The sequence below is a fragment of the Hymenobacter sp. R533113 genome, from assembly GCF_056835965.1.
The window spans coordinates 1,564,828-1,584,324 of record NZ_JAKWBD010000013.1; the positions used below are offsets into that span (position 1 = coordinate 1,564,828).

A 19,497-nucleotide genomic window follows, 5' to 3' on the forward strand; every position below is an offset into this window, starting at 1 on the left:
ACTTGGCCGCGTGAAATGCGAGTGTGCTGATGCGCCTCGATGGAAAACCATCCTAAGCACATCAGCACACCGTCAAGTCAGCGCATTACCTAAACCGTCTTACGGGAATTAATCTGGTTGATGAGCTGATCTACATCGCCGAGCAGCTGCTCCGCTTTGTCTTTGGCTTCGCGAATTACTTTCTGCCCTTCCGACTTAGCCGTGGAAGGGCCGGCATCTACCCGGCTCGTCACCAGGCTTTCGGTAAGATCAGCCAGTACCTCGCGGTACTTTTCGAGCTGATAACTAAGCCAGCTGCGGGTTTCGCGGCCTTTTTCAGGCGCGTACAGCAGACCCAAAACAGCTCCGGTAAGGGCACCGCCCGCGAAGCACACAAGGCCGGTAGTGGTTTTGCTACCCATATTTTTTGGAGAAGTGAGAAGTGAGAAGTGAGTATAGAGAGGCGAGAAGTGAGACATGCGCTACCGTTAAGTACGCAAACACGTCAAATGAGATATAAAGCTTAGCTGACAACTGGAGAAAGTCTCACGTCTCACGTCTCACGTCTTTGTACTCATTTCTAAAAAACTACTGATTATCGAGTAAGCCGCGACCCGACTTACGGATAGCACCGCTAGCCGTCAAATCCTGGGCCAGCTTATCCAGAATACCGTTAATGAACTGCTTGCTTTTGGGCGTGCTGTAAATTTTACTGATTTCGATGTACTCGTTGATGGTCACCTTCACCGGAATGCTGCGGAAAAGGTGCATCTCGCAGAGGGCCATTTTCAGCACAATCTTATCGAGTTGGGCTACGCGCTCGACGTCCCAGTTCTGCACCGATTCGGCAATTAGCTTTTCGTAGCGCTCGTCGTCGGCGAGCGTTTGCTGATACAGGCTTTGAGTAAACTCCTTGTCCTCGGCCCAATTGGCTGAAAGCGCCATGAGCTCCAAGTTCTCATCGGCTGCCTCATCCAGCATCTTCAGGGTTTTGACCACCAGGTTTTTGACCACTGAGCGATTTTCTTCCCAATTTAGGTCGGCCTCATCCAGTTGGGTAGCCAGGGCGCCTTCCTTAAACACGAAGGTTTTGTACAGGTTCTTCAGCGCCTCCTGGTCTTCGACATAATTGCCCCCCGGCGCGGCCAGATACGCCTGAAACTCGGCATCCTGCTTTATTTCCTGGCGCCAGGCGGTGCGCAGCGCCTCCATTTCCTGCTCGCCGTTCCACTGCAGCTTACGCCGAATGGTGAGGTCCTGCAGCTGCTTGTTGCCCACGAGCTTCTCCAGCACCTGGTTTTGCTCAAAGCGAGTAGTATCAAGCAATGCTTCCTTGGACGGGGTAAACCGCCGCGCTTCCCGGTCGCGCTCCTCTTCCATCACGCGCAGCAAAGCCGTCAGCAGATTCAGCAGATGAAGGTATTGGTCGTGAATACTTTCAGCGGCGTGCAGCATTTGCCCCTCAAAGAAAGTTCCTTCTTTCTTGACCTGCTTTTCGTAGAAGCTGATGGCATCGGCCACGGCCTCGTTCACGGCAGCATCTTCGATTTTTTCCGGTTCGGCTTTGGTCTTGTGCCATTCCTTAAAGATGACCTCCGCTAGCTTGCGCCGGCCCTGCAACACCTTACGGTCCTGGGGTTCGGGGGAAGTGAGATCGGGGGCGAATTCCTCGGCAATGCGGTCATTGGCCAGCAGAAAATCTGACCCTACTGCCTGATGGTAAGCGTATAGGGCCTGCATAACCTTGATGCGAAGCGAGCGACGATTGAGCATTTGTTCTAGAAGTGAGTACAGAGAAGTGAGAAGTGAGACTTCTGCCGCCTCTTATTGATTAGGTAGTTTGATCGTTTAGGGATTTTTTCAACCCATGTAGCATGCGCTGCAATTCTTCTATGCGGCCACACATTTCTTCCGTTACAGAAGCGTTGATATAGCCAAAAGATTCAGCCAATAGAAACTGTGTTTCCAATTCGTAAGATGAGCCGTTGGAAATGGACAGGAAATGTTGAAACTTTTTCACTGAATTTCGCCCTGCGCCTTCGGCTACGTTTGAAGGAATTGAGACTGCTGCCCGGCGCATTTGTGAAATCAACCCAAATCGCTCTTCATTTGGAAAGTCAGCACAGGTTACGTAAGTCAGACGTGCTACTTCCATTGCTTTTTGCCAGACTTTAAGTTCCCTGAACCGGTGCTTCATGTGTTTAGAAGTGAGATATGAGAAGTGAAAGGTGAGACTTTAAACTTATCTCTTCTTAAATATGCTTGAGGCGAAACAAGCAAAAAAGTCTCACCTCTCACTTCTCATATCTCACTTCTCTTAATAAGTTGATTTTACCTTGCCTAATGCAGCAATACGTTGCTCAGCCTGGCGAATGGCGGCTTTCTGAGGATGAGTACCCTCCTGCTCCGCCTTGTTAAGTACCTCGGTGGTGAAGTCGTAAATCTTTTCAGTCTGGCTAAGGGCTGACTTGCGGCTACCACCAATTACCTCGGAGTAGACATTAATTAGCCCCCCAGCATTGATGAGAAAGTCGGGCGCGTAGACGATGCCGCGCTCTACCAGCGCCGGGCCATGCACGTTCTCGTCCTGCAGCTGATTGTTGGCGCAGCCCGCAATAACACGGCACTTCAAACGGTCAATCGTGTCATTATTGATAGTAGCACCCAGTGCGCAAGGCGAATAGATGTCTACGTCCTGATCGTAGATTTCATCGAGGCCTACGGCTACCGCGTTGTACTTGGCAGCCATTTCCAGCTTGCGGTCCTCGTAGTAGTCGGTCAGCACGATTTTGGCGCCTTCCTTAATGAGGTGCTCCAACAAATAGCCCCCCACGTGGCCTACGCCCTGCACCGCAATGCGCTTGCCAGCCAGACTCTCCGATCCGAAGGCCTTTTTGGCGGCGGCTTTCATGCCCATGTAGGTACCAAAAGCCGTCACGGGCGAGGGGTCGCCGGAGCCGCCCATGCTCTCGGGCAGGCCAGCTACGTGCTTGGTTTCCATGCGGATATACTGCATATCCTTGGTCGTCATCCCTACGTCTTCGGCCGTGATGTACTTGCCGTTGAGGTTCTTTACGAAGCGGCCAAACTTGCGCAGCAGGGCTTCGGATTTTTGCGTTTTGGCGTCGCCGATGATGACAGCTTTGCCGCCGCCTAAGTTCAGGCCCGAAATGGCTGCCTTATAGGTCATGCCGCGTGAGAGACGCAGCACGTCATTCAGGGCTTCTGCGTCGGAGGCGTACTCCCACATGCGGGTACCGCCCAAGGCCGGGCCCAGCACCGTATTGTGGATACCGATAATAGCCTTGAGGCCAGTCTCGTGGTCATGGCAGAATACGACCTGTTCGTGTTGATGCTCGGCAATCTGACCGAAGACCGAGGTATCGGTCAACTCCTGGATTTCAACCATGCGGGACAAAAAATTAAAAAGGGTGGGTGGGAAGGTAAAATGGGTGGAAAGCGGTTGTTGTATCTTTGAGGGCAAGACGAAGCTCCAGTGTGGTGAATCGTTGTGGTCGTAACTACCGTTAGACGTACGACGAATTACTGAGCTGGAGCTTAGCATTACCCCTCAATTTGGGGGCAAAAGTAACCCGATTTTCTGATTTTGCCCCCCAGCCGTCGGGCTTACACGGTTCGGCGGCCTCCTTCGCTTACCCATTCCAACCCCTCGACCTGTGCGCGCTCTTGCCTCTACCAATAAGTATCTGTACCGCTATAAATGGCACTTCCTGGGCGGCGTGCTATTCGTGGCGCTGTCGACGCTGCTGGCTATTTTTCCGGCCCAAATCGTGCGCTACGCCTTCGATTTGGTGAATGAGGGCATCGACTTATATCACCTTTTTGCCGGCACGCAGGCGCAAAGCGGCGTGTATGAGCTGTTTGGGCGCAACGTGCTGCTCTATGGCCTGCTCATCGTGATTATGGCGCTGCTGCGGGGCATTTTCCTGTTCTTTATGCGCCAGACGCTAATTGTGATGTCGCGGCGGGTGGAGAACGACCAGAAGAACGAGATTTTCCAGCACTACCAGTCGCTGCCGCTGAGCTTTTATCGTCGTCACAACACCGGCGACCTGATGTCGCGCATCTCCGAGGATGTGGGCCGCGTGCGCATGTACATCGGGCCGGCGCTTATGTACTTTATGCAGCTAGTCATTCTGTTTGTGCTCATCATCCCGCTGATGCTGATGGTGAACGTGAAGCTGACGATTTATACGCTTTTGCCCCTGCCCATTCTGTCCATCAGCATTTTCTACGTCAATAATCTGATTGAGCGCAAGTCCGACGAGATTCAACGTTCCCTCTCCAGCATGACCACTTTCGTGCAGGAGGCATTTTCGGGTATTCGGGTGCTGAAGTCCTTTGTGCGCGAAGAGGATTCGCACCAGCAGTTCACCGCAGCCAGCGACAATTACCGCGAGAAGTCACTGAGTCTGAACTTCGTGAACTCCCTGTTTTTCCCTTTGATTCTATTCCTGGTGGGCTTAAGCACCATTATCACCGTCTGGATTGGCGGGCAGGAAGTTATTCGCGGTACTATCAGTGTGGGTAGCATTGCTGAATTTCTAATCTACGTGAACCTGCTTACCTGGCCCGTTACGGCGCTGGGCTGGACCAGCAGCCTCGTGCAGCGGGCGGAAGCTTCGCAGGCGCGCATCAACGAGTTCATGCATCGGAAGACGGATATCATCTCGCGTCAGCATGTAGAGCGCGACATTCGGGGTGATATCGTATTCGACAACGTGTCCTTCACGTATCCCGACACGGGTATCCAGGCGCTTAAAAACGTCAGCTTCCGTATCCGGCCCGGTCAAACGTTGGCGGTTATCGGCAATACGGGCTCGGGCAAAAGCACCGTGGCTGCCCTGATCTGCCGCCTCTACGACGTAACCGACGGCAGCATTCTACTCGACGACACCGACGTACGCGACTACGCCCTGACGTCGCTACGGGAGCAAATCGGCTACGTACCCCAGGATGTCTTTCTGTTTTCTGACTCCATCCGAAACAATATCAACTTCGGCCTTGAAAACCCGACCGAGGAGAGAATGCTGCAAGCGGCCAAAGACGCCAACGTGTACGATAATATCGTGCAGTTTCCGCTGGGCTTCGATACCAAGCTCGGTGAGCGGGGCATTACGCTATCCGGGGGGCAAAAACAGCGCGTCAGCATTGCCCGCGCCTTAGTCAAAGAGCCCAAAATCCTCATTCTGGATGACTCGCTTTCGGCCGTGGATACCAACACGGAGAATGCCATTCTGGGTAGCCTGCAACGCATTATGGCCAACCGCACCAGTCTCATCATTTCCCATCGGGTATCATCCGTGAAGCTGGCTGATGAGATTCTCGTTCTCGACGACGGCCAGATCGTGCAACACGGCACCCACGCTGCCCTGATGGCCGATGCGAATGGCCTCTACCGTGCCCTCTACGAGCGCCAGTTGCAGACGGAAGAAGTGTAAGCCTAGCGCTACAAGTTTGTATCAAACAAAAAAGCCCCCCAGAGTCGTCTGGGGGGCTTTTTTAGTATGTTGATTCTTATTGACCAAGCATTACCCGGCGCATGCCTTTGCGCTCGCCAGCGGTGCATTGCACAATATAGTAGCCAGCAGGTAAGCGACTTACGTCAAGCGAAGTTGGCTTATTGCCCACCATCATATTGCGGGTCAGCACGGGCCGGCCTTCGCCGTCGTTTATTTCTACGCGGGTAGGGCCGGCGGCGTCAGTGCGCACAATCAGGCTCTTGGTCAAAGGGTTATTATCCAGGCTTACCTTAAGCGCTCCGGAAGAAGCGGCTGGTGCTTCCATCTTATCGGTTATCAAGGAGGGCGCACCAGCGGGCACGGTAGCATCGGCTGGCTTCTCTACTACAGCAGCAGAAGCGACTGGCGCGGAGGTAACCGGCGCGGCTGACTTAGCAGCAGGCGTAGCAGCGGTTTTCGTTTGGGCTTGTGTCGGCACTGTCAGTAAAATGACCATTCCTAAGCCCAGCAATACAGTAAAGTTTTTCATGTGCATCCGAAACGAAAGAGATAAAGTCAATATCCTGTAAAAGTATAATACAGTTGGTATTCTTCTATTCTAATTTTCCTCTTTACAACTGCATTCTATTCAGGCTCAACTGATAAATAGATATTACCCCATCTGCTGGCAAGGGGCTTCTTCTTTTCATCAAACTTTTCAGTTTGTGTTTGGGAAGTGCTTGGGCAGCTTTATCAGTTTTGGCCACAAATTTTATCCTTCCGAAGATTGTGCCAAACCCAAATCGTGTCTTATCTTTGCAGCTCAATACCATCGGGGTGTAGCGTAGCCTGGTATCGCGCCAGCATGGGGTGCTGGAGGTCGTAGGTTCGAATCCTGCCACTCCGACAAAAACAGTTCGCTGTTTAAAAGAAGCCTTCGAATTTCGATTCGGAGGCTTTTTTGTGCGGTAAAAGGAAGGCTTGGTGCCTTATATGATACCTCTAATGGGGTGTAGCGCAGCCCGGTAGCGCGCGTCGTGCGGGACGATGAGGCCGTAGTTCGAATCCTGCCACCCCGACTTAGCTTAACTCTCTAAAAAGCCCCCCAAATATTCTCTGGGGGCTTTTTCGTGTTATAAATAATATTATATGCTATATACAATATGCAAGTCTGGTTGCGTTCTTTGCCTGTTTGGTATTGCCCTTTTTATCTATTCACCCTTCTTTAACCTTCTGCATGAAGATATTTCTTTTTTCTGCCCTTCTTTTAGGTGTTGCCACATCGGCGGCACAGGCCCAAATCAGCAAAGGCACCGCGCTATTCGGCGGCGGCATCGGGTACGGAAGTTCTACCTCTAAAAATACTCATGATAACCCATCAATCCCAGTTAATCAGCGTGAGTTTGAAACGACTAACCGCAATTTCAGCATAAGCCCCAGCAACGGCTTATTCGTGGCCGAAAACTTAGCGCTCGGCCTCAGCGTTGGCTTCAACTCTCATAAGTACACATCCCCTTATTACACAGGGCTGTCGTCTAATACGGTGGAGCGAGTTTCTAAATCCAACTCTTTCAGAGTAGCACCCTTCTTGCGCTATTACTATCTGCCGACAGAGAATTTTGGCTTTTATGGTCAATTATCGGCTGGGTACTATCACCAACAAAGTACTCAGGAAAGTGATGAGCCGGGCTTTCTCACGCAGAAGCATAAAGGCAATGGAGCTTTTGTAAATATTACGCCGGCGCTGGTTTTCTTCCCTACCAACAAGCTTGGGCTGGAACTGACAATGGGGAATATAGGCTATAGTAGTGCCCGCTCCAAACCTGATGATTTACAGCCAAGTCAATACGGAACGGAAAGCAAGGATTCAAGCTTCGGGGCCAATTTCGGTTTGAGCAGCCTGACGCTGGGAGCCTCCTACTACATAGGTCGCCAATAAAACGATCATTATACCAAGTAAAAAGCCCCCCAGACATTCTCTGGAGGGCTTTTTTATGCTCTTAGCCTATTACTTCACTACCGCCAGCACTTCCACTGGCCCGGTGTCCGGAAATTGCTCCACGTATACCTGACCGAGCCCTAATTTCTGTTGCTTTGCGTATTCTTTAATGCCACTGTATAGCTTGCCGGGTGCTAGCATGTAGCTGGCCTCCAGGCGAGCCTGCACTACTCGCTGCCCGCCGCTAAATGTGCTGTAACGGTAGCCGGGGGCAAATTCTGCGAAACCGTATCCGCTACGATAAGGCCGATAAAGGCTTTCACCGTGTCGCCGGCCGCTTCGGGATCATTGTAATAGATATTGCCTAGTATTCCCTGAAGGTGGTTTTTCTCCTTGTATTGTTGCGCCTGACGAAATAAAGGTCCAAACTCATCGCCTTGGACGGGACCATTGTAATAGCGACCAGCCAAAAAGATGGGTTTCGCAGTTGTTATCACCACTACTTCAGGCTGGCGAAAGCCTCCCAGATACGCATACACGCCGGCCAGAACAAGTGCCAAAGAAAAACCGATAAGCCAGAACCAACGCATAGTTTAGAAGTCTGAGGTGAGAAGCGAAAAATTAGAAGTGAGATGTAGTTAAGACTTGGTTCTCCTGTCTCACTTCTCGATTCTAATTTCTAGGCTTACGTCCTTGTACTGCATCTGATAGAGCTGCTGATAGAAGCCGCCGTGGCGCAATAGCTCCTCGTGCGTGCCCGATTCCTTGATTTCGCCCCGGTCGAGCACAATAATGCGGTCGGCTTTCTGAATAGTGCTAAGGCGGTGCGCAATAACCAGCGAGGTGCGACCTTCCATCAGCTTATCAATCGCCTCCTGAATCAGCTCCTCCGTTTCGCTATCCACCGAGGAGGTAGCCTCGTCCAGAATGATAATGCGCGGCTGATATACCATAGCCCGCACGAAGCTAATCAGCTGGCGCTGACCTACCGACAATGTGGCCCCGCGCTCCATGACGGGGTAATGGAGCCCGCCCGGCAGGCGCTCAATAAAGCGACGGGCACCCACTAAATCGGCCGCTTCCCAGATTTGGGCTTCGGTAATGTCCTTGTTGCCCAGCGTGATATTGTCGGCGATGGTGCCCGCAAACAGGAACACATCCTGCAATACCACGCCAATGTGCTTGCGCAGCTCTTTTAGGTCGAACTCGCGCAGATCGTGGCCATCGACGCGGATAGTGCCTTTGTTTATCTCGTAGAAGCGGCTAAGCAGGTTAATGATCGAGGTTTTGCCCGCGCCGGTAGCGCCCACAAAGGCAATGGTTTGGCCCGCTTTCACCTCAAAGCTGATATCGCGCAGCACGTACTCTTCGTCGTTGTAGGCAAACCAGACCTTCTCGAACGCTACATCGCCACGGATAGCAGCCGGCGATAATGTGCCGGTGTCGGCAATCAGTTCTTTGCTGTCCAGCAGCTTGAGCAGACGCTCCGTGCTTACCAAGCCAAGCTGCAAGGTGTTAAATCGGTCGGCGATTTGACGAATTGGCCTGAAGAACAGCGCGTTATACAGAATGAACGCAATAAGAGCACCCTTGGAAATAGTGCCTTCAATTTGCCCTTGCGCGGCGTACCATACCAGCAAGCCCACGCCAATGGCGGCCAACACTTCGGCCACCGGAAAATAGATGGAGTAATACAACACTGACTTCACATTGGCCCGCGTGTGTTCCTGGTTGATAGCCTTGAACTTGCGAAACTCGCGCTCCTCATTATTGAAGATCTGTACCACATTCATACCCGTTAGGTGCTCCTGCACGAAGGAGTTCAGGTTAGCCACCGCCGTACGCACCTCCTGAAATGACTGCTTCACCTTCTCCTTAAATACATACGTGCTGATAATCAGGGGCGGAATCACGGACAGGCTCACCAGCGTCAGGCGCCAGTCAATCCAGAACATGAAGCCCATGATGAACAGCAGCTGCAAAATGTCGCCAATCATCGCCGCTAGCCCCTCACTGAACACATCCGACAAGGTCTCCACGTCGGAAATATTGCGGGTTACCAGCACCCCGATGGGCGTGCGGTCGAAGAACTTAAGGCGCAGATTTAGAATGTGTTGATATAGATCAACCCGAATGTCGCGCACAATGTACTGGCCCAGCCAACCGCCAAAGTAGGTTTGCAGATAGCTGACCAGCGTGTGGGCCACCAGCAGTACCAGCAGTAGCGTAAACATCTGATTCACGCCCGTCAGGTCGCCCTGCTCGATGCTGCGGTCCACCATTTTCTGGATCAGAAAAGGGCGCAACGTACCTAATGCGGCCGTGGCTACCGTCAGGAAAATCAGGAAATAAAATATCCGCCGGTAGGGCCGCACGTACTTCATCAGGCGGCTTAGCACCTGCCAGTCGAAGATATTGCCGGTTTTGGTGGCGGTAGTTGTTTGCTCCACAGAGGGTTTTTTAATCGATACAGGGTACTAATGTCAAGTAACCACACTCGGGCGCTGGAGGTTGCAAATGAACGATGTCATTCTAAAACCAGACCGCCCCGCTTCACCAGAACGTCATGCTGAGCACAGCGAAGCATCTCGCGTGCTGAGGTTGGAGTAGTAATCCTACTAAACACGCGAGATGCTTCGTTGCCTCAGCATGACCGCCTTTTGGGATGGCGTTTAAGAACTCAACACAAAGTACGGCATTCCGGTAGGCTCTTCCGCTGCTACCAATTCCGCTGGATACTCTACTCTACTCAGAAATAATCCTTTCGCCACGGCAGCGCCGCTTGCCGCAATACGGCTTTGGGCGTGCAGAATATGGCCAAACTCTTCCGGTGTCAGTTTGCCACGCCCTACGCTTAGCAATGTGCCCACCACCAAGCGCACCATGCCGCGCACAAACCGGTTGGCCCGAATGCGAAATACCAAACCGCCCGGAACAGGATGCCAGCCCGCCTCATAACACACACAGATGTAATGATTTTCGCCGCCTTTCACTTTGGAAAAGCTGGTAAAATCGCGGGAGCCGACGAGGTAGGCAGCGGCAGCATTCATAGCAGCTAGGTCGGGCGCACGGTCGAGGTACAGGCTTTGGTTAACGCCAAACGGATCGGGAATGAGGCGCACGAAGTACTCGTAGGTGCGGGCTTCGGCATCGAAGCGGGCGTGTGCTTTGTCCGGCACAGCGTGCAGACGGCGCACGGCAATGTCGGGGGGCAATGCGCGGTTGAGACGATAAAGAATCGTGGTCTCATCGAGGCTGGGGGGCAAATCGGCGTCGAAGTGGGCCACCTGGTGGCTGGCGTGCACGCCCGAATCGGTGCGGCCGCTGCCCAGCGAGTATACGGGCTGGCGCAGCACCTGCGAGAGGCACCGGTCCAGTTCCTGCTGCACGGTGAGCGTGTTGGGCTGCACCTGCCAGCCGTGGAAGCGGGTGCCATCGTAGGCCAGATGAAGAAAATAGCGCATGTTAGCGGAGGCTTTAGCGGGCGCAATGCGCTGTCGGAAACCGTTTAATAAGGACGTAAGCTACTGCCTACGCTACTTTACGGAGGCGTAAAGCAGGGAGTCCATGGTTTGGCCGTCCTTGGTAATACTCTTGCGCAACCGTGCTTCCAGCTCATACCCAGCTTTTTCCAGCACGCGCGCGGAGGCTGCATTCGGAGCAAATACCACGGCGTACAGGCGGCACAGGTCAAAGTTGGCAAACGCGTACTCCGTCAATGCCCCGACAGCCGCCGTTGTGACGCCGCGTCCCCAGAACCGTTGCCCCAAGAAGTAGCCGATTTCCGCCGAACGCCGATTGACATCCTGCTTAAATAACACGCTGATGCTGCCCGCCGCTTCCTCATCCACCTCTATACACAAGTGCACATCGGTCATGCCTTCCGGGCTTAGTACAAAGCGCAGATGGTGTTCAGCCTCGGTGAGGGTGTAGGGATTTGGAAACCGGTCGCGCAGGTTGAGCCAGATGGCGCGGCTGCTGCCGTGCGTGCTCAATGCCTGGGCATCGCTTAGCTGCCAGGGCCGCAGCCGCGCCCCACGCACGGGTAATTCCAATGTGGGGCGCAGCTGGGCAGCAGACATAAGGCTGGGGGGCAAATCAGATCTTCTCGTAAATTACTGCCGCACCCTGCCCGACCCCTACGCACATGGTAGCCAGTCCGTAGCGTACACCCTCGCGGCGCTGCATTTCGTGCAGCAGCGTAGCCGTAATACGTGAACCACTAGCGCCCAGCGGGTGCCCAATAGCAATAGAGCCACCGTTCACGTTTACTTTTTCAGGGTCAAGCTCCAGATCACGCATGCAGGCAATCGACTGAGCAGCAAACGCTTCGTTCAGCTCAATCAGATCCATATCATTCATGGTCAGGCCCGCACGCTGCAACACCTTCTGGCTGGCTGGCACTGGACCGAGACCCATAAAAGCTGGATCAACGCCAGCCACGGCGGCGGCTACTACGCGGGCCAGCGGCTTGAGGTTGTAGCGTTTCAGCGCTTCTTCGCTCACCACAATCACCCCGGCCGCACCATCGTTGATGCCCGCAGAATTGCCAGCTGTTACAGTACCATCCTGGGGTTGAAAGGCAGGCTTGAGTGTGCCCAGCTTCTCAATAGTCGACAAGCGCGGTGGCTCATCGGTGTCAAACAATGCCGCATCACCCTTAGGGTTGGACACGAATACAGGCACGATTTCGCGGCGGAAACGGCCTTTCTCGTTGGCGCGGTGGTATTTGCGCTGCGAGTTGAAAGCGAATTCATCCTGCTCCAGGCGAGTGATGCCGTACTTGCGGGCTACATTCTCCGCCGTTTCGCCCATGGCATATGGGTGATGCAGCTTCGAGAGCTTTTGATTGACAAAGCGCCAGCCGAGAGTGGTGTCATGAGCGGTAAGCTCCCGACCAAAGGCAGTTTCCGACTTGGCCATTACGAAAGGCGCACGGGTCATGCTCTCGGCACCACCGGCCAGATATACGTCTCCTTCCCCGCAGCGCACGGCCCGCGAAGCATCAATAATGCTTTGCAAACCCGAAGCGCACAGGCGATTCACGGTGTTGCCGGGCACCGACGCGGGCAAACCCGCCAGCAGACCAGCCATGCGGGCCACGTTGCGGTTGTCTTCGCCGGCCTGGTTGGCGGCACCGATAATGATGTCTTCTACGGCCGCCTTATCGAGGGTCGGATTGCGGCGCAACAGCTCACGCAGTACGTGGGCGGCGAGGTCATCGGGGCGGACGCTACTGAGCGCACCGCCAAATCGTCCGATTGGGGTGCGGACGGCATCTACTATATAAGCACTTAGCATTGACTTGAAATGCGGTTATTACGGTCGTTGTTGGCTACTTTTGCCGGCCCGTAGGCTTCGGCAATGCGGCATGAACCGTCAAACCACAAAGATGATACAAAGAATCCAAAGCGTGTTCCTTCTTTTGCTGGCCCTGGCCATGCTGAGTGTGCTAGTGCTGCCTATCTGGAGCAAAACCGACTCACTAACCGGCCAGGAAGTGGTGCTGTCGGCCTATAGGCTGGCTTTTACACAACCTCAGCCGGGCTCGCCAGCCCCAACACCCACGTATCCCATTGCTATTTTAACATTCGTTTCGGCGGCGGTAGCGGTGTACGAGATTTTTCAATTCAAGAACCGTTTTCGTCAGCTTAAGCTAGGTTTAGCCAACTTTCTGCTGATTGTGGCTACCATCGGGGCGGGCTTCTACTACTCCGGGGTAGGCGAGCAACTGCTCAACATCAAGGTTCCCGGCGAGTTTGAGGCCGGCTTCTACCTACCTACCCTAGCCTTGCTGCTCAACGTATTGGCCAACCGCTTCATCCGCCGCGACGAGCAGCTCGTGCGTAGCATGGATCGGCTTCGGTAAGCAACAACGTGTTAACCACAAAAAAGCCCCCCAGAACTACTCTGGGGGGCTTTTTTGTAATTTGATTAAACTATCTATCGGCCTCGGTTTCTTTCCACAAACCCCTCCAGCTCACGGGCACTGGAGCTGAAGCGAAACACATCATAAACCCGGTAGAAGTTCTGCCGGTCGGCCACGGCGGGGTACGCATATTTGGCTAGCTCCAGCTTATCGCCATCGAAGTTGAACTGCGTGAGCAGGTGACGCAAATCATCGGCCCGAATACCCGTCTCGCTCAAGGCCTGACGAGCTACGATCAACTTGTCGCTATCAAAGGAACGAGCTGCCAAAGCTTGCGCCAGGGCGTCTACATCCTGTGGCGTCATTACCTGATAAGCACCGGGATAGACCGTGCCCGGACCGGGAGAATACGAGCCGTAGGGGTCGATAGGCGCGTTGGGCTCCCGGCGGTCATCGTCGTAAATCACGTCATCAGGATACGCCCGCCGGCCGGGTCCGCGCCCGAGGCCGAGCGGTACGGCTGCTACTTTGCGCAAGGCCGGCGCGAAGCCATTGCGGGCAATCAGCACGTAGCTGGTTTCCAAGCCGGGGTCCAAGAACACGCGTGTGCGGTAGTTGACGGCCCGGCCGTAAGGCGTCGGAATCCGAAACTCAGCCCAGTGAAAGCCAGGCGTAAGCCGGTCGATGGACACTTGGCGCACGCCGCCACGGGTCAGCGGTTGGCCATCAAACACCAGATGAAACGGTACGCCGCGCTCGGAGGCAAAATTGACGATAACCGGTGCCGCACGCAGCTGGGCCGAGAGTAGCATCAGCAAACTGAAGCTCAGAAGTAAGGCCTTTTTCATGAGTGAAGAATGTGAAAGCAATAGGGATGCCTCCGATTAGATACTTAAAGCCAAGTATTATGCCATTTTGAATATACTAAATCCTATTCAGTTTTACATTGGAGGTAGTCATTTAATTATCAACACATTATAAGTTGGGCCTTGCTTAAAGAGCTTTATTATGTATCCCTGACCATGTATTCAAGGGTTCTGCCAGCACCATCGAAATATATAACAAAGCACTAAAAAGCCCCCCAGAGCAGTTCTGAGGGGCTTTTTAGTGGACTTACAGCTTATCTACTCTCATTCGGCGATGCGTGTCACTTTGAACTCAGTGCGGCGGTTGCGCTGGTGCTCCTCCTCAGTTTTGGCGTTGCGCACTACTGGTTGCGTTTCACCATAGCCTTTGGCCGTAATGCGCTCTTTAGCAATGCCTTTCGAGATAATATAATCGACGGCCGACTGGGCACGGCGCTGCGACAAGCTGGCGTTATAGGCGTCTTTGCCGCGCGAGTCAGTGTGGGAGCTTAGCTCAATGGTAATTTTGGGGTTGTCGTTCAGGGTTTCTACCAGCTTATCCAACTCAATGGCGGCATCGGGCCGAATGTCGGCTTTGTTGTAATCGTAGAAGATGTTCTCAACTACAATGGCCACGTTCTTCACGATTTTATTGAGCGTGAGCGTCACAGGGATCCGAATGTCATTCACCTGTTCCGGCAATTTATCCTGGGCTGGCATTTTACCGACCGTTGTTACCGACGTACGAGCTGTAAAGTAGCCGGACCGGTCGGCCACCAGGGCATAAGCAGTAGCCGAGTCAAGCTTGAAGCTAAACTTGCCATCAGGTCCAGTGGTGGCCTCCAGAACCTTACGGTTGCCATTGGCAAAAAGCTCCACGTTTTCGACGGCCACGGGCTTGGTAGTGCCGGTATTGGTATCGCGCTCCAGTAGGGTGCCATCAACGAAGAAGTTGACCAGCTTGGTGGTGTTGCGGCGGAAGCGGTACAAATCGTCGCTGCCTTTGCCACCAGCGCGGTTAGAGGAAAACACACCCACATTCTGCGCCGTGAAATAGGGGGCAAAATCGTCGCCACTGCTATTCATGGGCGCGCCCAGGTTGCGCACTTTGCTCTTGTCGACCACAAACACATCCAGCTTGCCCAGGCCGGGATGCCCATCAGAGGAGAAAAACAGCGTGCCATCGGGGGCAATAGCGGGGAAGCTTTCGTTGCCCGGCGTATTGATTTCAGGACCAAGGTTTTCGGCGGGGGCAAAGCGGCCATTAGCAGCTATGGTGGCTTTGTAGAGGTCGGTACCACCTTCGCCGCCTTTGCGGCCGGAAGCGAAGTACAGCGTCTGGCCATCGGGGGAGAAAACGGGCGAGAAATCGTCGGTGGTGCGGTCGTTGATGTTGATGAGGGCCGGTTCGCTCCAGGCGCCGCTGCGGTAATAGGAGGCCCAGAGGTCGACGCTCAGGTAGCCCTTTTTCTTGCCGCTGTTCGAGCGGGCAAACACGACCATCTTACCATCCGGGGCATAAGTGGCGCTGGCCTCGTGCATGTCGGCGGTGTTGAAAAGGGGCTCCAGCTTGCGGACGGTGCCGCCAGTCATCTTCTCCGCATCCTCGAAGCGAATGGCGTACAGGTCGTTGAATCCTTCCCCATTGCCCAGGTATTTTTTCCCATCCCGGCCCGAGGCAAACACGATTTCCTTGGTATCCGGAATCATGGTGGCGCTAAAGTCCGATGACTCAGAGTTTACCTGATCAAGTGCCTGAATTTCATCGCGCGTTGTCTGGGCGGAAAGCTCTTTGCTTAGGCGTACGTTTTTGGCTTCAATTTCGGCCCGAGCAGCCAAAGCGCGGTTGGTGCCTAGCTTCACGTAGTCATCAAACTGAGCCGCTGCCTCATCGTATTTGCCGTTGGCTTTTAGTGCCAATCCGTAGTAAAAGCCGGCATCAGCATTCTTCAATCCTGCTCCTACAGCCATTTTATAATATAGCTCGGCCTGCTCGATGCGGTTGGAGAGACGGTATGATTCGCCTACCCGAAAATTACTCTGGGGGGCATTTTTGCCCCGCTCCGCCTGCGCTTTGTATAAGGCAATGGCCGTTTCATACTCACCGCGAGCAAAGCGTTTGTCAGCTTTCGTCCCGGATTCGGAGGTCGCGCAGCCGCTCAGGCCCAACGCAGCCACAGATCCGGCGGCAGCCCATACAATAATAGAATTCTTCATAGAAGGAAGGCAGTAGGAAGGTAAGGCGCTCGGCGTAGACCAGTAATGCTGTTATGCCTGGCAATAATACTAAGTTTCGGCAGGAATAGAGCCGTAAGTTTAACGCTGAGGCGAGGCCTGAAAGTATTTGGCCAGCCAAGTCTGGGCGGCAGGCGCGGGCCACGCGGCCATTAGCTTGCTGTGCTGGGCAATGGTATTGTCGAAGTAGGGCGTTTCGGGCTGGAGCTGGCCGGCAGCTACCGCCTGACGTAGCTCACGACGGTCGAGTAATTGCACCTGACCATCAACGAGAAAGGACAGGTGCGACTTTTCCAGCAGGCTTATGCCCAGTTGCCGTTCCAAACTTTGTACAAAGCGCACGGAGGCATCAATAGAGCAGCCACTTGCACCAGCGACGGCTTCATCGAGTCCCAATACCAAAAACTGCCCGTGCCGAAATGCCGCCGAAGCGCGCAGCATGCGGCCGTGACTGGTCCACTCGGCCGCGAACTGTGCCAACGCGGGCTCAACAGCTGCTAGCTCTACCTTCGTAAGCGGCCGGTCGGCCTGATAAATCCAAACGCGGGCGCTGGGGGGCAATTCTTCAAACGGAACGAACATAGAGGAGGAGCTTAGGACCTGGAAATACGCGCGATAACCATACAAAGAAACAGCCTCGCCGGGAAGTTCCGACGAGGCTGTTTCGAATAAACAAAAACGCCATTAAGCCCAACGCTAGGCGTTCAGTCCTTCAGCACTGGCTATCAGTTCCGCCAAATCGAAGACCTGCACATCCGACTCGCGCTCCTTGTTCTTTACGCCGTCGCTCATCATGGTCATGCAGAAAGGGCACGATACGGCAATAATTGCCCCCCGCGTGTTGGCGCGTGGGCTCGGCGTAGCGCCGGCGTTACCGTCTTCCACGCCGCGCGTTTGCGCCAGCGCCTGAGCGTCACCATCAAGGGTGAAAAGGGCTTCCTCAGTGCGTTCAATGTTGACTTCTTTGTTGCCGGGCTCCGCTTCTTTCCACATCTGCGCGCCGCCAGCACCGCAGCAAAGGCCATTGGCGCGGCTCCGCTTCATTTCTACCAAGTCGGCATCAAGAGTAGCCAGCACGTCGCGGGGCGCTTCGTAGATGTTGTTGGAGCGGCCCAGGTAGCAGGAATCGTGGAAGGTAATGCGCCGACCTTTAAACTCGCCGCCGCCCGCTACGCCTACCTTGCCTTCGTTGATGAGCTGTTGGAGAAAGGTGCTATGGTGAATCACCTCATAATTGCCCCCCAACGCCGGATATTCGTTCTTAATCGTGTTGAAGCAGTGCGGGCAGGCCGTCACGATCTTCTTAATCTGATAGCCATCCAGGGTGGTGATATTCTGCATGGCCTGCATCTGAAACAGAAACTCGTTGCCGGCGCGCTTGGCCGGGTCGCCGGTACAGGTTTCTTCCATGCCCAGCACGGCGTACTTAATGCCTACGTGCTCCAGAATGCGTACGAAAGCACGAGTTACGCGCTTGTAGCGGTCGTCGAAGGCGCCGGCACAACCCACCCAAAACAGAATTTCGGGCTGCTCGCCGCGGGCAGCCAGATCGGCCATGACGGGAACGGTAACTTGACGTTTGGCGGTTGGAGTGATTTGCTCAGCCATTTGGTTGATTGATTTTTACTATTGAACGTCATGCTGAGCCTGTCGAAGCATCTTGCGTGTTGACGTAGGATTACTAATCAGAATAAACACGCGAGATGCTTCGTGACCTCAGCATGACCGCCTGATGTTGTGTTCTTTTTATGCGGTTACTGACTCCTTTTCAGCCAAGTACAAGTCATCAGCCCAGTTAAACCGATCCGAGGGTGAAAAAGCCCACGGAGCGCCGTTGTTCTCAATGTTAGAGAACATGGTGTTCAATGACGCCGGCGCGGCCGACTCTTCCAGTACCAGGAAGCGGCGCATCTCAATGATAGACTCCAGCGGATTGATATTCACCGGGCACGACTCTACGCAGGCGTTGCAGGTAGTGCAGGCCCACAGTTCCTCGGGCGTTACGCGGCCTCGCAGCAGCGTATTTTGCTCCACGTCAATTTTCACCCGCTCAGTGCCTTTGCTTTCGTCGCCGTAGATGTTGGGCTGAAAAATTAGCGGGGAGTTGTATTTCTCCTCCATCCGGTCGCGGGTGTCCATGATAATCTTGCGCGGCGAGAGCAGCTTACCCGTGATATTGGCCGGGCAGGAAGCCGTACAGCGTCCGCACTCGGTGCATGAATAAGCGTTGAGCAGGTTAGTCCAGGCGAGGTCTTCCACGTCTTTGGCCCCAAATGAGGTAGCTGCCAGCGCCGAGCCGTCGGGGCCTACCGGTGGGGCGGGCACCTCATAGCTGGGGTCCATCATGGCTTTCACCTCGTGAGTAATGCTATCCACGTTCGAGAACTGCCCCTGCGGCACCAGCCGCGAGTAGTACACGTTCGGGAAAGCCAGGATAATGTGAAAGTGCTTGCTGCTCGGCAGGTAATTCAGGAAAATCAGAATACCCACGATATGCGCCCACCAGCCCGCTCGCTCCAGAAAGTGCAGGAAGTTCAGATCGTTGGGGAAAATGCCTAACAGTAACGAGCTAACAGGAAATGAACCCGGCATCTCCAGGTTTTGCAGGCGATGCCACTTCAAATCAGAGGTGTTCATGACAAACAGCGCCACCATCAGCACCACTTCGATATAAAGAATCATATCAGCGTCGATGCGGGGCCAGGCACGCATTTCAGGCCCGGAGAAGCGGCGAACCTTCTTCACGTTGCGCCGCCACCAGAAGGCGATAACTGCTAAAATCACCAGTGCACCCAGGATTTCGTTGGTAGCCATCAGTACATCGTACACCGGCCCCAGAAACTGCAAAACACGGTGCGTACCGAACACGCCATCAATCACAATCTCAATCACCTCGATATTGATCACCAAAAACCCTACGTACACTACCAAATGCAACAAGGCTGGCGTAATGCGCTTGAACATTTTCTGCTGCCCAAAAGCTACCAGCAAGGTTTTCTGCAGCCGCTCCCCGATATTGCCCGACATATCACGGTCGCGGCCCACGAGGATGTTGGCGCGGATCTTTCGCGCTTGCCAGGCAAACAAGCCGAAGCCAGCAATGGCCACAAGTAGGAAAATGATGTTTTCGATAGTCACAGGAAAGCAGTTGGGTGGTAGGTTGGACCG

Annotated in this window: 19 protein-coding genes and 2 tRNA genes; 5 read left to right on the plus strand and 16 right to left on the minus strand. The window is 54.1% G+C overall.

The genetic code is table 11. The features are described 5' to 3' along the window. Positions 1-89: 89 nt before the first annotated feature. The 4 genes from MKZ35_RS16175 to MKZ35_RS16190 form a co-directional block, all read right to left on the minus strand. Positions 90-401, minus strand: a complete 312-nt coding sequence (locus MKZ35_RS16175) for a YtxH domain-containing protein (protein ID WP_084443414.1) — start codon at positions 399-401, stop codon at positions 90-92. A gap of 166 nt (positions 402-567) precedes the next feature. Continuing rightward, on the minus strand, positions 568-1,752 hold the full coding sequence (nusB, locus tag MKZ35_RS16180; protein WP_482514238.1) for a transcription antitermination factor NusB: 1,185 nt from the start codon (positions 1,750-1,752) through the stop codon (positions 568-570). A 58-nt stretch (positions 1,753-1,810) separates the two neighbouring features. After that, the gene (locus MKZ35_RS16185; protein WP_482514239.1) at positions 1,811-2,176 is read right to left on the minus strand and encodes a four helix bundle protein; all 366 of its coding nucleotides are present in this window, start codon (positions 2,174-2,176) and stop codon (positions 1,811-1,813) included. Between the two features lie 120 nt (positions 2,177-2,296). Continuing rightward, on the minus strand, positions 2,297-3,388 hold the full coding sequence (locus MKZ35_RS16190) for a Glu/Leu/Phe/Val dehydrogenase dimerization domain-containing protein (protein ID WP_482514240.1): 1,092 nt from the start codon (positions 3,386-3,388) through the stop codon (positions 2,297-2,299). Positions 3,389-3,656: 268 nt separating this feature from the next. On the opposite strand from MKZ35_RS16190, the gene MKZ35_RS16195 reads away from it, so the two are divergent. After that, positions 3,657-5,441, plus strand: coding sequence for an ABC transporter ATP-binding protein (locus MKZ35_RS16195; protein WP_482514241.1), 1,785 nt, complete (start codon positions 3,657-3,659; stop codon positions 5,439-5,441). A 76-nt stretch (positions 5,442-5,517) separates the two neighbouring features. Here the strand turns inward: MKZ35_RS16195 and MKZ35_RS16200 are convergent, their stop codons facing one another. Then, the gene (locus MKZ35_RS16200; RefSeq protein WP_482514242.1) at positions 5,518-5,991 is read right to left on the minus strand and encodes a T9SS type A sorting domain-containing protein; all 474 of its coding nucleotides are present in this window, start codon (positions 5,989-5,991) and stop codon (positions 5,518-5,520) included. A 283-nt stretch (positions 5,992-6,274) separates the two neighbouring features. On the opposite strand from MKZ35_RS16200, the gene MKZ35_RS16205 reads away from it, so the two are divergent. The 3 genes from MKZ35_RS16205 to MKZ35_RS16215 all read left to right on the plus strand — a co-directional run bounded on the left by MKZ35_RS16205 (position 6,275) and on the right by MKZ35_RS16215 (position 7,380). Beyond that, positions 6,275-6,348 (plus strand) — tRNA-Pro (locus tag MKZ35_RS16205). Between the two features lie 99 nt (positions 6,349-6,447). After that, positions 6,448-6,520, plus strand: a tRNA-Pro gene (locus MKZ35_RS16210). 158 nt (positions 6,521-6,678) lie between these two features. After that, positions 6,679-7,380 carry a hypothetical protein gene (locus tag MKZ35_RS16215; RefSeq protein WP_482514243.1) on the plus strand — a complete coding sequence of 234 codons (702 nt, stop codon included), beginning with the start codon at positions 6,679-6,681 and terminating at the stop codon, positions 7,378-7,380. 69 nt (positions 7,381-7,449) lie between these two features. Here MKZ35_RS16215 and MKZ35_RS16220 read toward each other — a convergent pair whose 3' ends face one another. From MKZ35_RS16220 to MKZ35_RS16245, 6 genes are all read right to left on the minus strand, one after another. After that, on the minus strand, positions 7,450-7,608 hold the full coding sequence (locus tag MKZ35_RS16220; RefSeq protein ID WP_482514244.1) for a hypothetical protein: 159 nt from the start codon (positions 7,606-7,608) through the stop codon (positions 7,450-7,452). After that, positions 7,608-7,970: a hypothetical protein gene (locus MKZ35_RS16225; protein ID WP_482514245.1), complete on the minus strand. Its 363-nt coding sequence runs from the start codon at positions 7,968-7,970 to the stop codon at positions 7,608-7,610. Before MKZ35_RS16225 ends, MKZ35_RS16220 begins: the two co-directional genes overlap by 1 nt. 69 nt (positions 7,971-8,039) lie before the next feature. Then, complete coding sequence (locus tag MKZ35_RS16230; protein ID WP_482514772.1) at positions 8,040-9,764, minus strand: ABC transporter ATP-binding protein; 1,725 nt, start codon at positions 9,762-9,764, stop codon at positions 8,040-8,042. 288 nt (positions 9,765-10,052) lie between these two features. Then, on the minus strand, positions 10,053-10,844 hold the full coding sequence (gene truA, locus MKZ35_RS16235; protein ID WP_482514246.1) for a tRNA pseudouridine(38-40) synthase TruA: 792 nt from the start codon (positions 10,842-10,844) through the stop codon (positions 10,053-10,055). 72 nt (positions 10,845-10,916) lie between these two features. Next, positions 10,917-11,462 (minus strand): GNAT family N-acetyltransferase, encoded by a 546-nt coding sequence (locus MKZ35_RS16240; RefSeq protein ID WP_482514247.1) that lies wholly within the window; start codon positions 11,460-11,462, stop codon positions 10,917-10,919. Between the two features lie 16 nt (positions 11,463-11,478). Then, entirely contained in the window at positions 11,479-12,681 is a 1,203-nt protein-coding gene (locus MKZ35_RS16245; RefSeq protein ID WP_482514248.1) for a thiolase family protein, read from the minus strand. Positions 12,682-12,772: 91 nt separating this feature from the next. Here MKZ35_RS16245 and MKZ35_RS16250 point away from each other — a divergent pair, with 91 nt between their 5' ends. Further along, complete coding sequence (locus MKZ35_RS16250; RefSeq protein ID WP_482514249.1) at positions 12,773-13,249, plus strand: DUF4293 domain-containing protein; 477 nt, start codon at positions 12,773-12,775, stop codon at positions 13,247-13,249. A 74-nt stretch (positions 13,250-13,323) separates the two neighbouring features. On the opposite strand, the gene MKZ35_RS16255 is transcribed toward MKZ35_RS16250, so the two are convergent. From MKZ35_RS16255 to MKZ35_RS16275, 5 genes are all read right to left on the minus strand, one after another. Continuing rightward, entirely contained in the window at positions 13,324-14,097 is a 774-nt protein-coding gene (locus MKZ35_RS16255; RefSeq protein WP_482514250.1) for a proline and serine-rich protein 1 family protein, read from the minus strand. 282 nt (positions 14,098-14,379) lie between these two features. Next, entirely contained in the window at positions 14,380-16,311 is a 1,932-nt protein-coding gene (locus MKZ35_RS16260) for a CHU_0125 family OmpA-like outer membrane integrity protein (RefSeq protein WP_482514251.1), read from the minus strand. 99 nt (positions 16,312-16,410) lie between these two features. Then, positions 16,411-16,911, minus strand: coding sequence for a hypothetical protein (locus MKZ35_RS16265; protein ID WP_482514252.1), 501 nt, complete (start codon positions 16,909-16,911; stop codon positions 16,411-16,413). A gap of 114 nt (positions 16,912-17,025) precedes the next feature. Continuing rightward, positions 17,026-17,886 (minus strand): (Fe-S)-binding protein, encoded by an 861-nt coding sequence (locus MKZ35_RS16270; RefSeq protein WP_482514773.1) that lies wholly within the window; start codon positions 17,884-17,886, stop codon positions 17,026-17,028. A 189-nt stretch (positions 17,887-18,075) separates the two neighbouring features. Continuing rightward, entirely contained in the window at positions 18,076-19,467 is a 1,392-nt protein-coding gene (locus tag MKZ35_RS16275; RefSeq protein WP_482514253.1) for a 4Fe-4S dicluster domain-containing protein, read from the minus strand. Between the last annotated feature and the right edge of the window lie 30 nt (positions 19,468-19,497).

Bases quoted from the DNA above. Each gene is read 5' to 3' on its own strand.
- MKZ35_RS16175 (WP_084443414.1), bottom strand. From the start codon at position 401: ATGGGTAGCAAAACCACTACCGGCCTTGTGTGCTTCGCGGGCGGTGCC.
- MKZ35_RS16215 (WP_482514243.1), top strand. From the start codon at position 6,679: ATGAAGATATTTCTTTTTTCTGCCCTTCTTTTAGGTGTTGCCACATCG.
- nusB (WP_482514238.1), bottom strand. From the start codon at position 1,752: ATGCTCAATCGTCGCTCGCTTCGCATCAAGGTTATGCAGGCCCTATAC.
- truA (WP_482514246.1), bottom strand. From the start codon at position 10,844: ATGCGCTATTTTCTTCATCTGGCCTACGATGGCACCCGCTTCCACGGC.
- MKZ35_RS16255 (WP_482514250.1), bottom strand. From the start codon at position 14,097: ATGAAAAAGGCCTTACTTCTGAGCTTCAGTTTGCTGATGCTACTCTCG.
- MKZ35_RS16230 (WP_482514772.1), bottom strand. From the start codon at position 9,764: ATGAAGTACGTGCGGCCCTACCGGCGGATATTTTATTTCCTGATTTTC.
- MKZ35_RS16260 (WP_482514251.1), bottom strand. From the start codon at position 16,311: ATGAAGAATTCTATTATTGTATGGGCTGCCGCCGGATCTGTGGCTGCG.
- MKZ35_RS16190 (WP_482514240.1), bottom strand. From the start codon at position 3,388: ATGGTTGAAATCCAGGAGTTGACCGATACCTCGGTCTTCGGTCAGATT.
- MKZ35_RS16250 (WP_482514249.1), top strand. From the start codon at position 12,773: ATGATACAAAGAATCCAAAGCGTGTTCCTTCTTTTGCTGGCCCTGGCC.
- MKZ35_RS16240 (WP_482514247.1), bottom strand. From the start codon at position 11,462: ATGTCTGCTGCCCAGCTGCGCCCCACATTGGAATTACCCGTGCGTGGG.
- MKZ35_RS16265 (WP_482514252.1), bottom strand. From the start codon at position 16,911: ATGTTCGTTCCGTTTGAAGAATTGCCCCCCAGCGCCCGCGTTTGGATT.
- MKZ35_RS16200 (WP_482514242.1), bottom strand. From the start codon at position 5,991: ATGAAAAACTTTACTGTATTGCTGGGCTTAGGAATGGTCATTTTACTG.
- MKZ35_RS16185 (WP_482514239.1), bottom strand. From the start codon at position 2,176: ATGAAGCACCGGTTCAGGGAACTTAAAGTCTGGCAAAAAGCAATGGAA.
- MKZ35_RS16225 (WP_482514245.1), bottom strand. From the start codon at position 7,970: ATGCGTTGGTTCTGGCTTATCGGTTTTTCTTTGGCACTTGTTCTGGCC.
- MKZ35_RS16270 (WP_482514773.1), bottom strand. From the start codon at position 17,886: ATGGCCGATCTGGCTGCCCGCGGCGAGCAGCCCGAAATTCTGTTTTGG.
- MKZ35_RS16245 (WP_482514248.1), bottom strand. From the start codon at position 12,681: ATGCTAAGTGCTTATATAGTAGATGCCGTCCGCACCCCAATCGGACGA.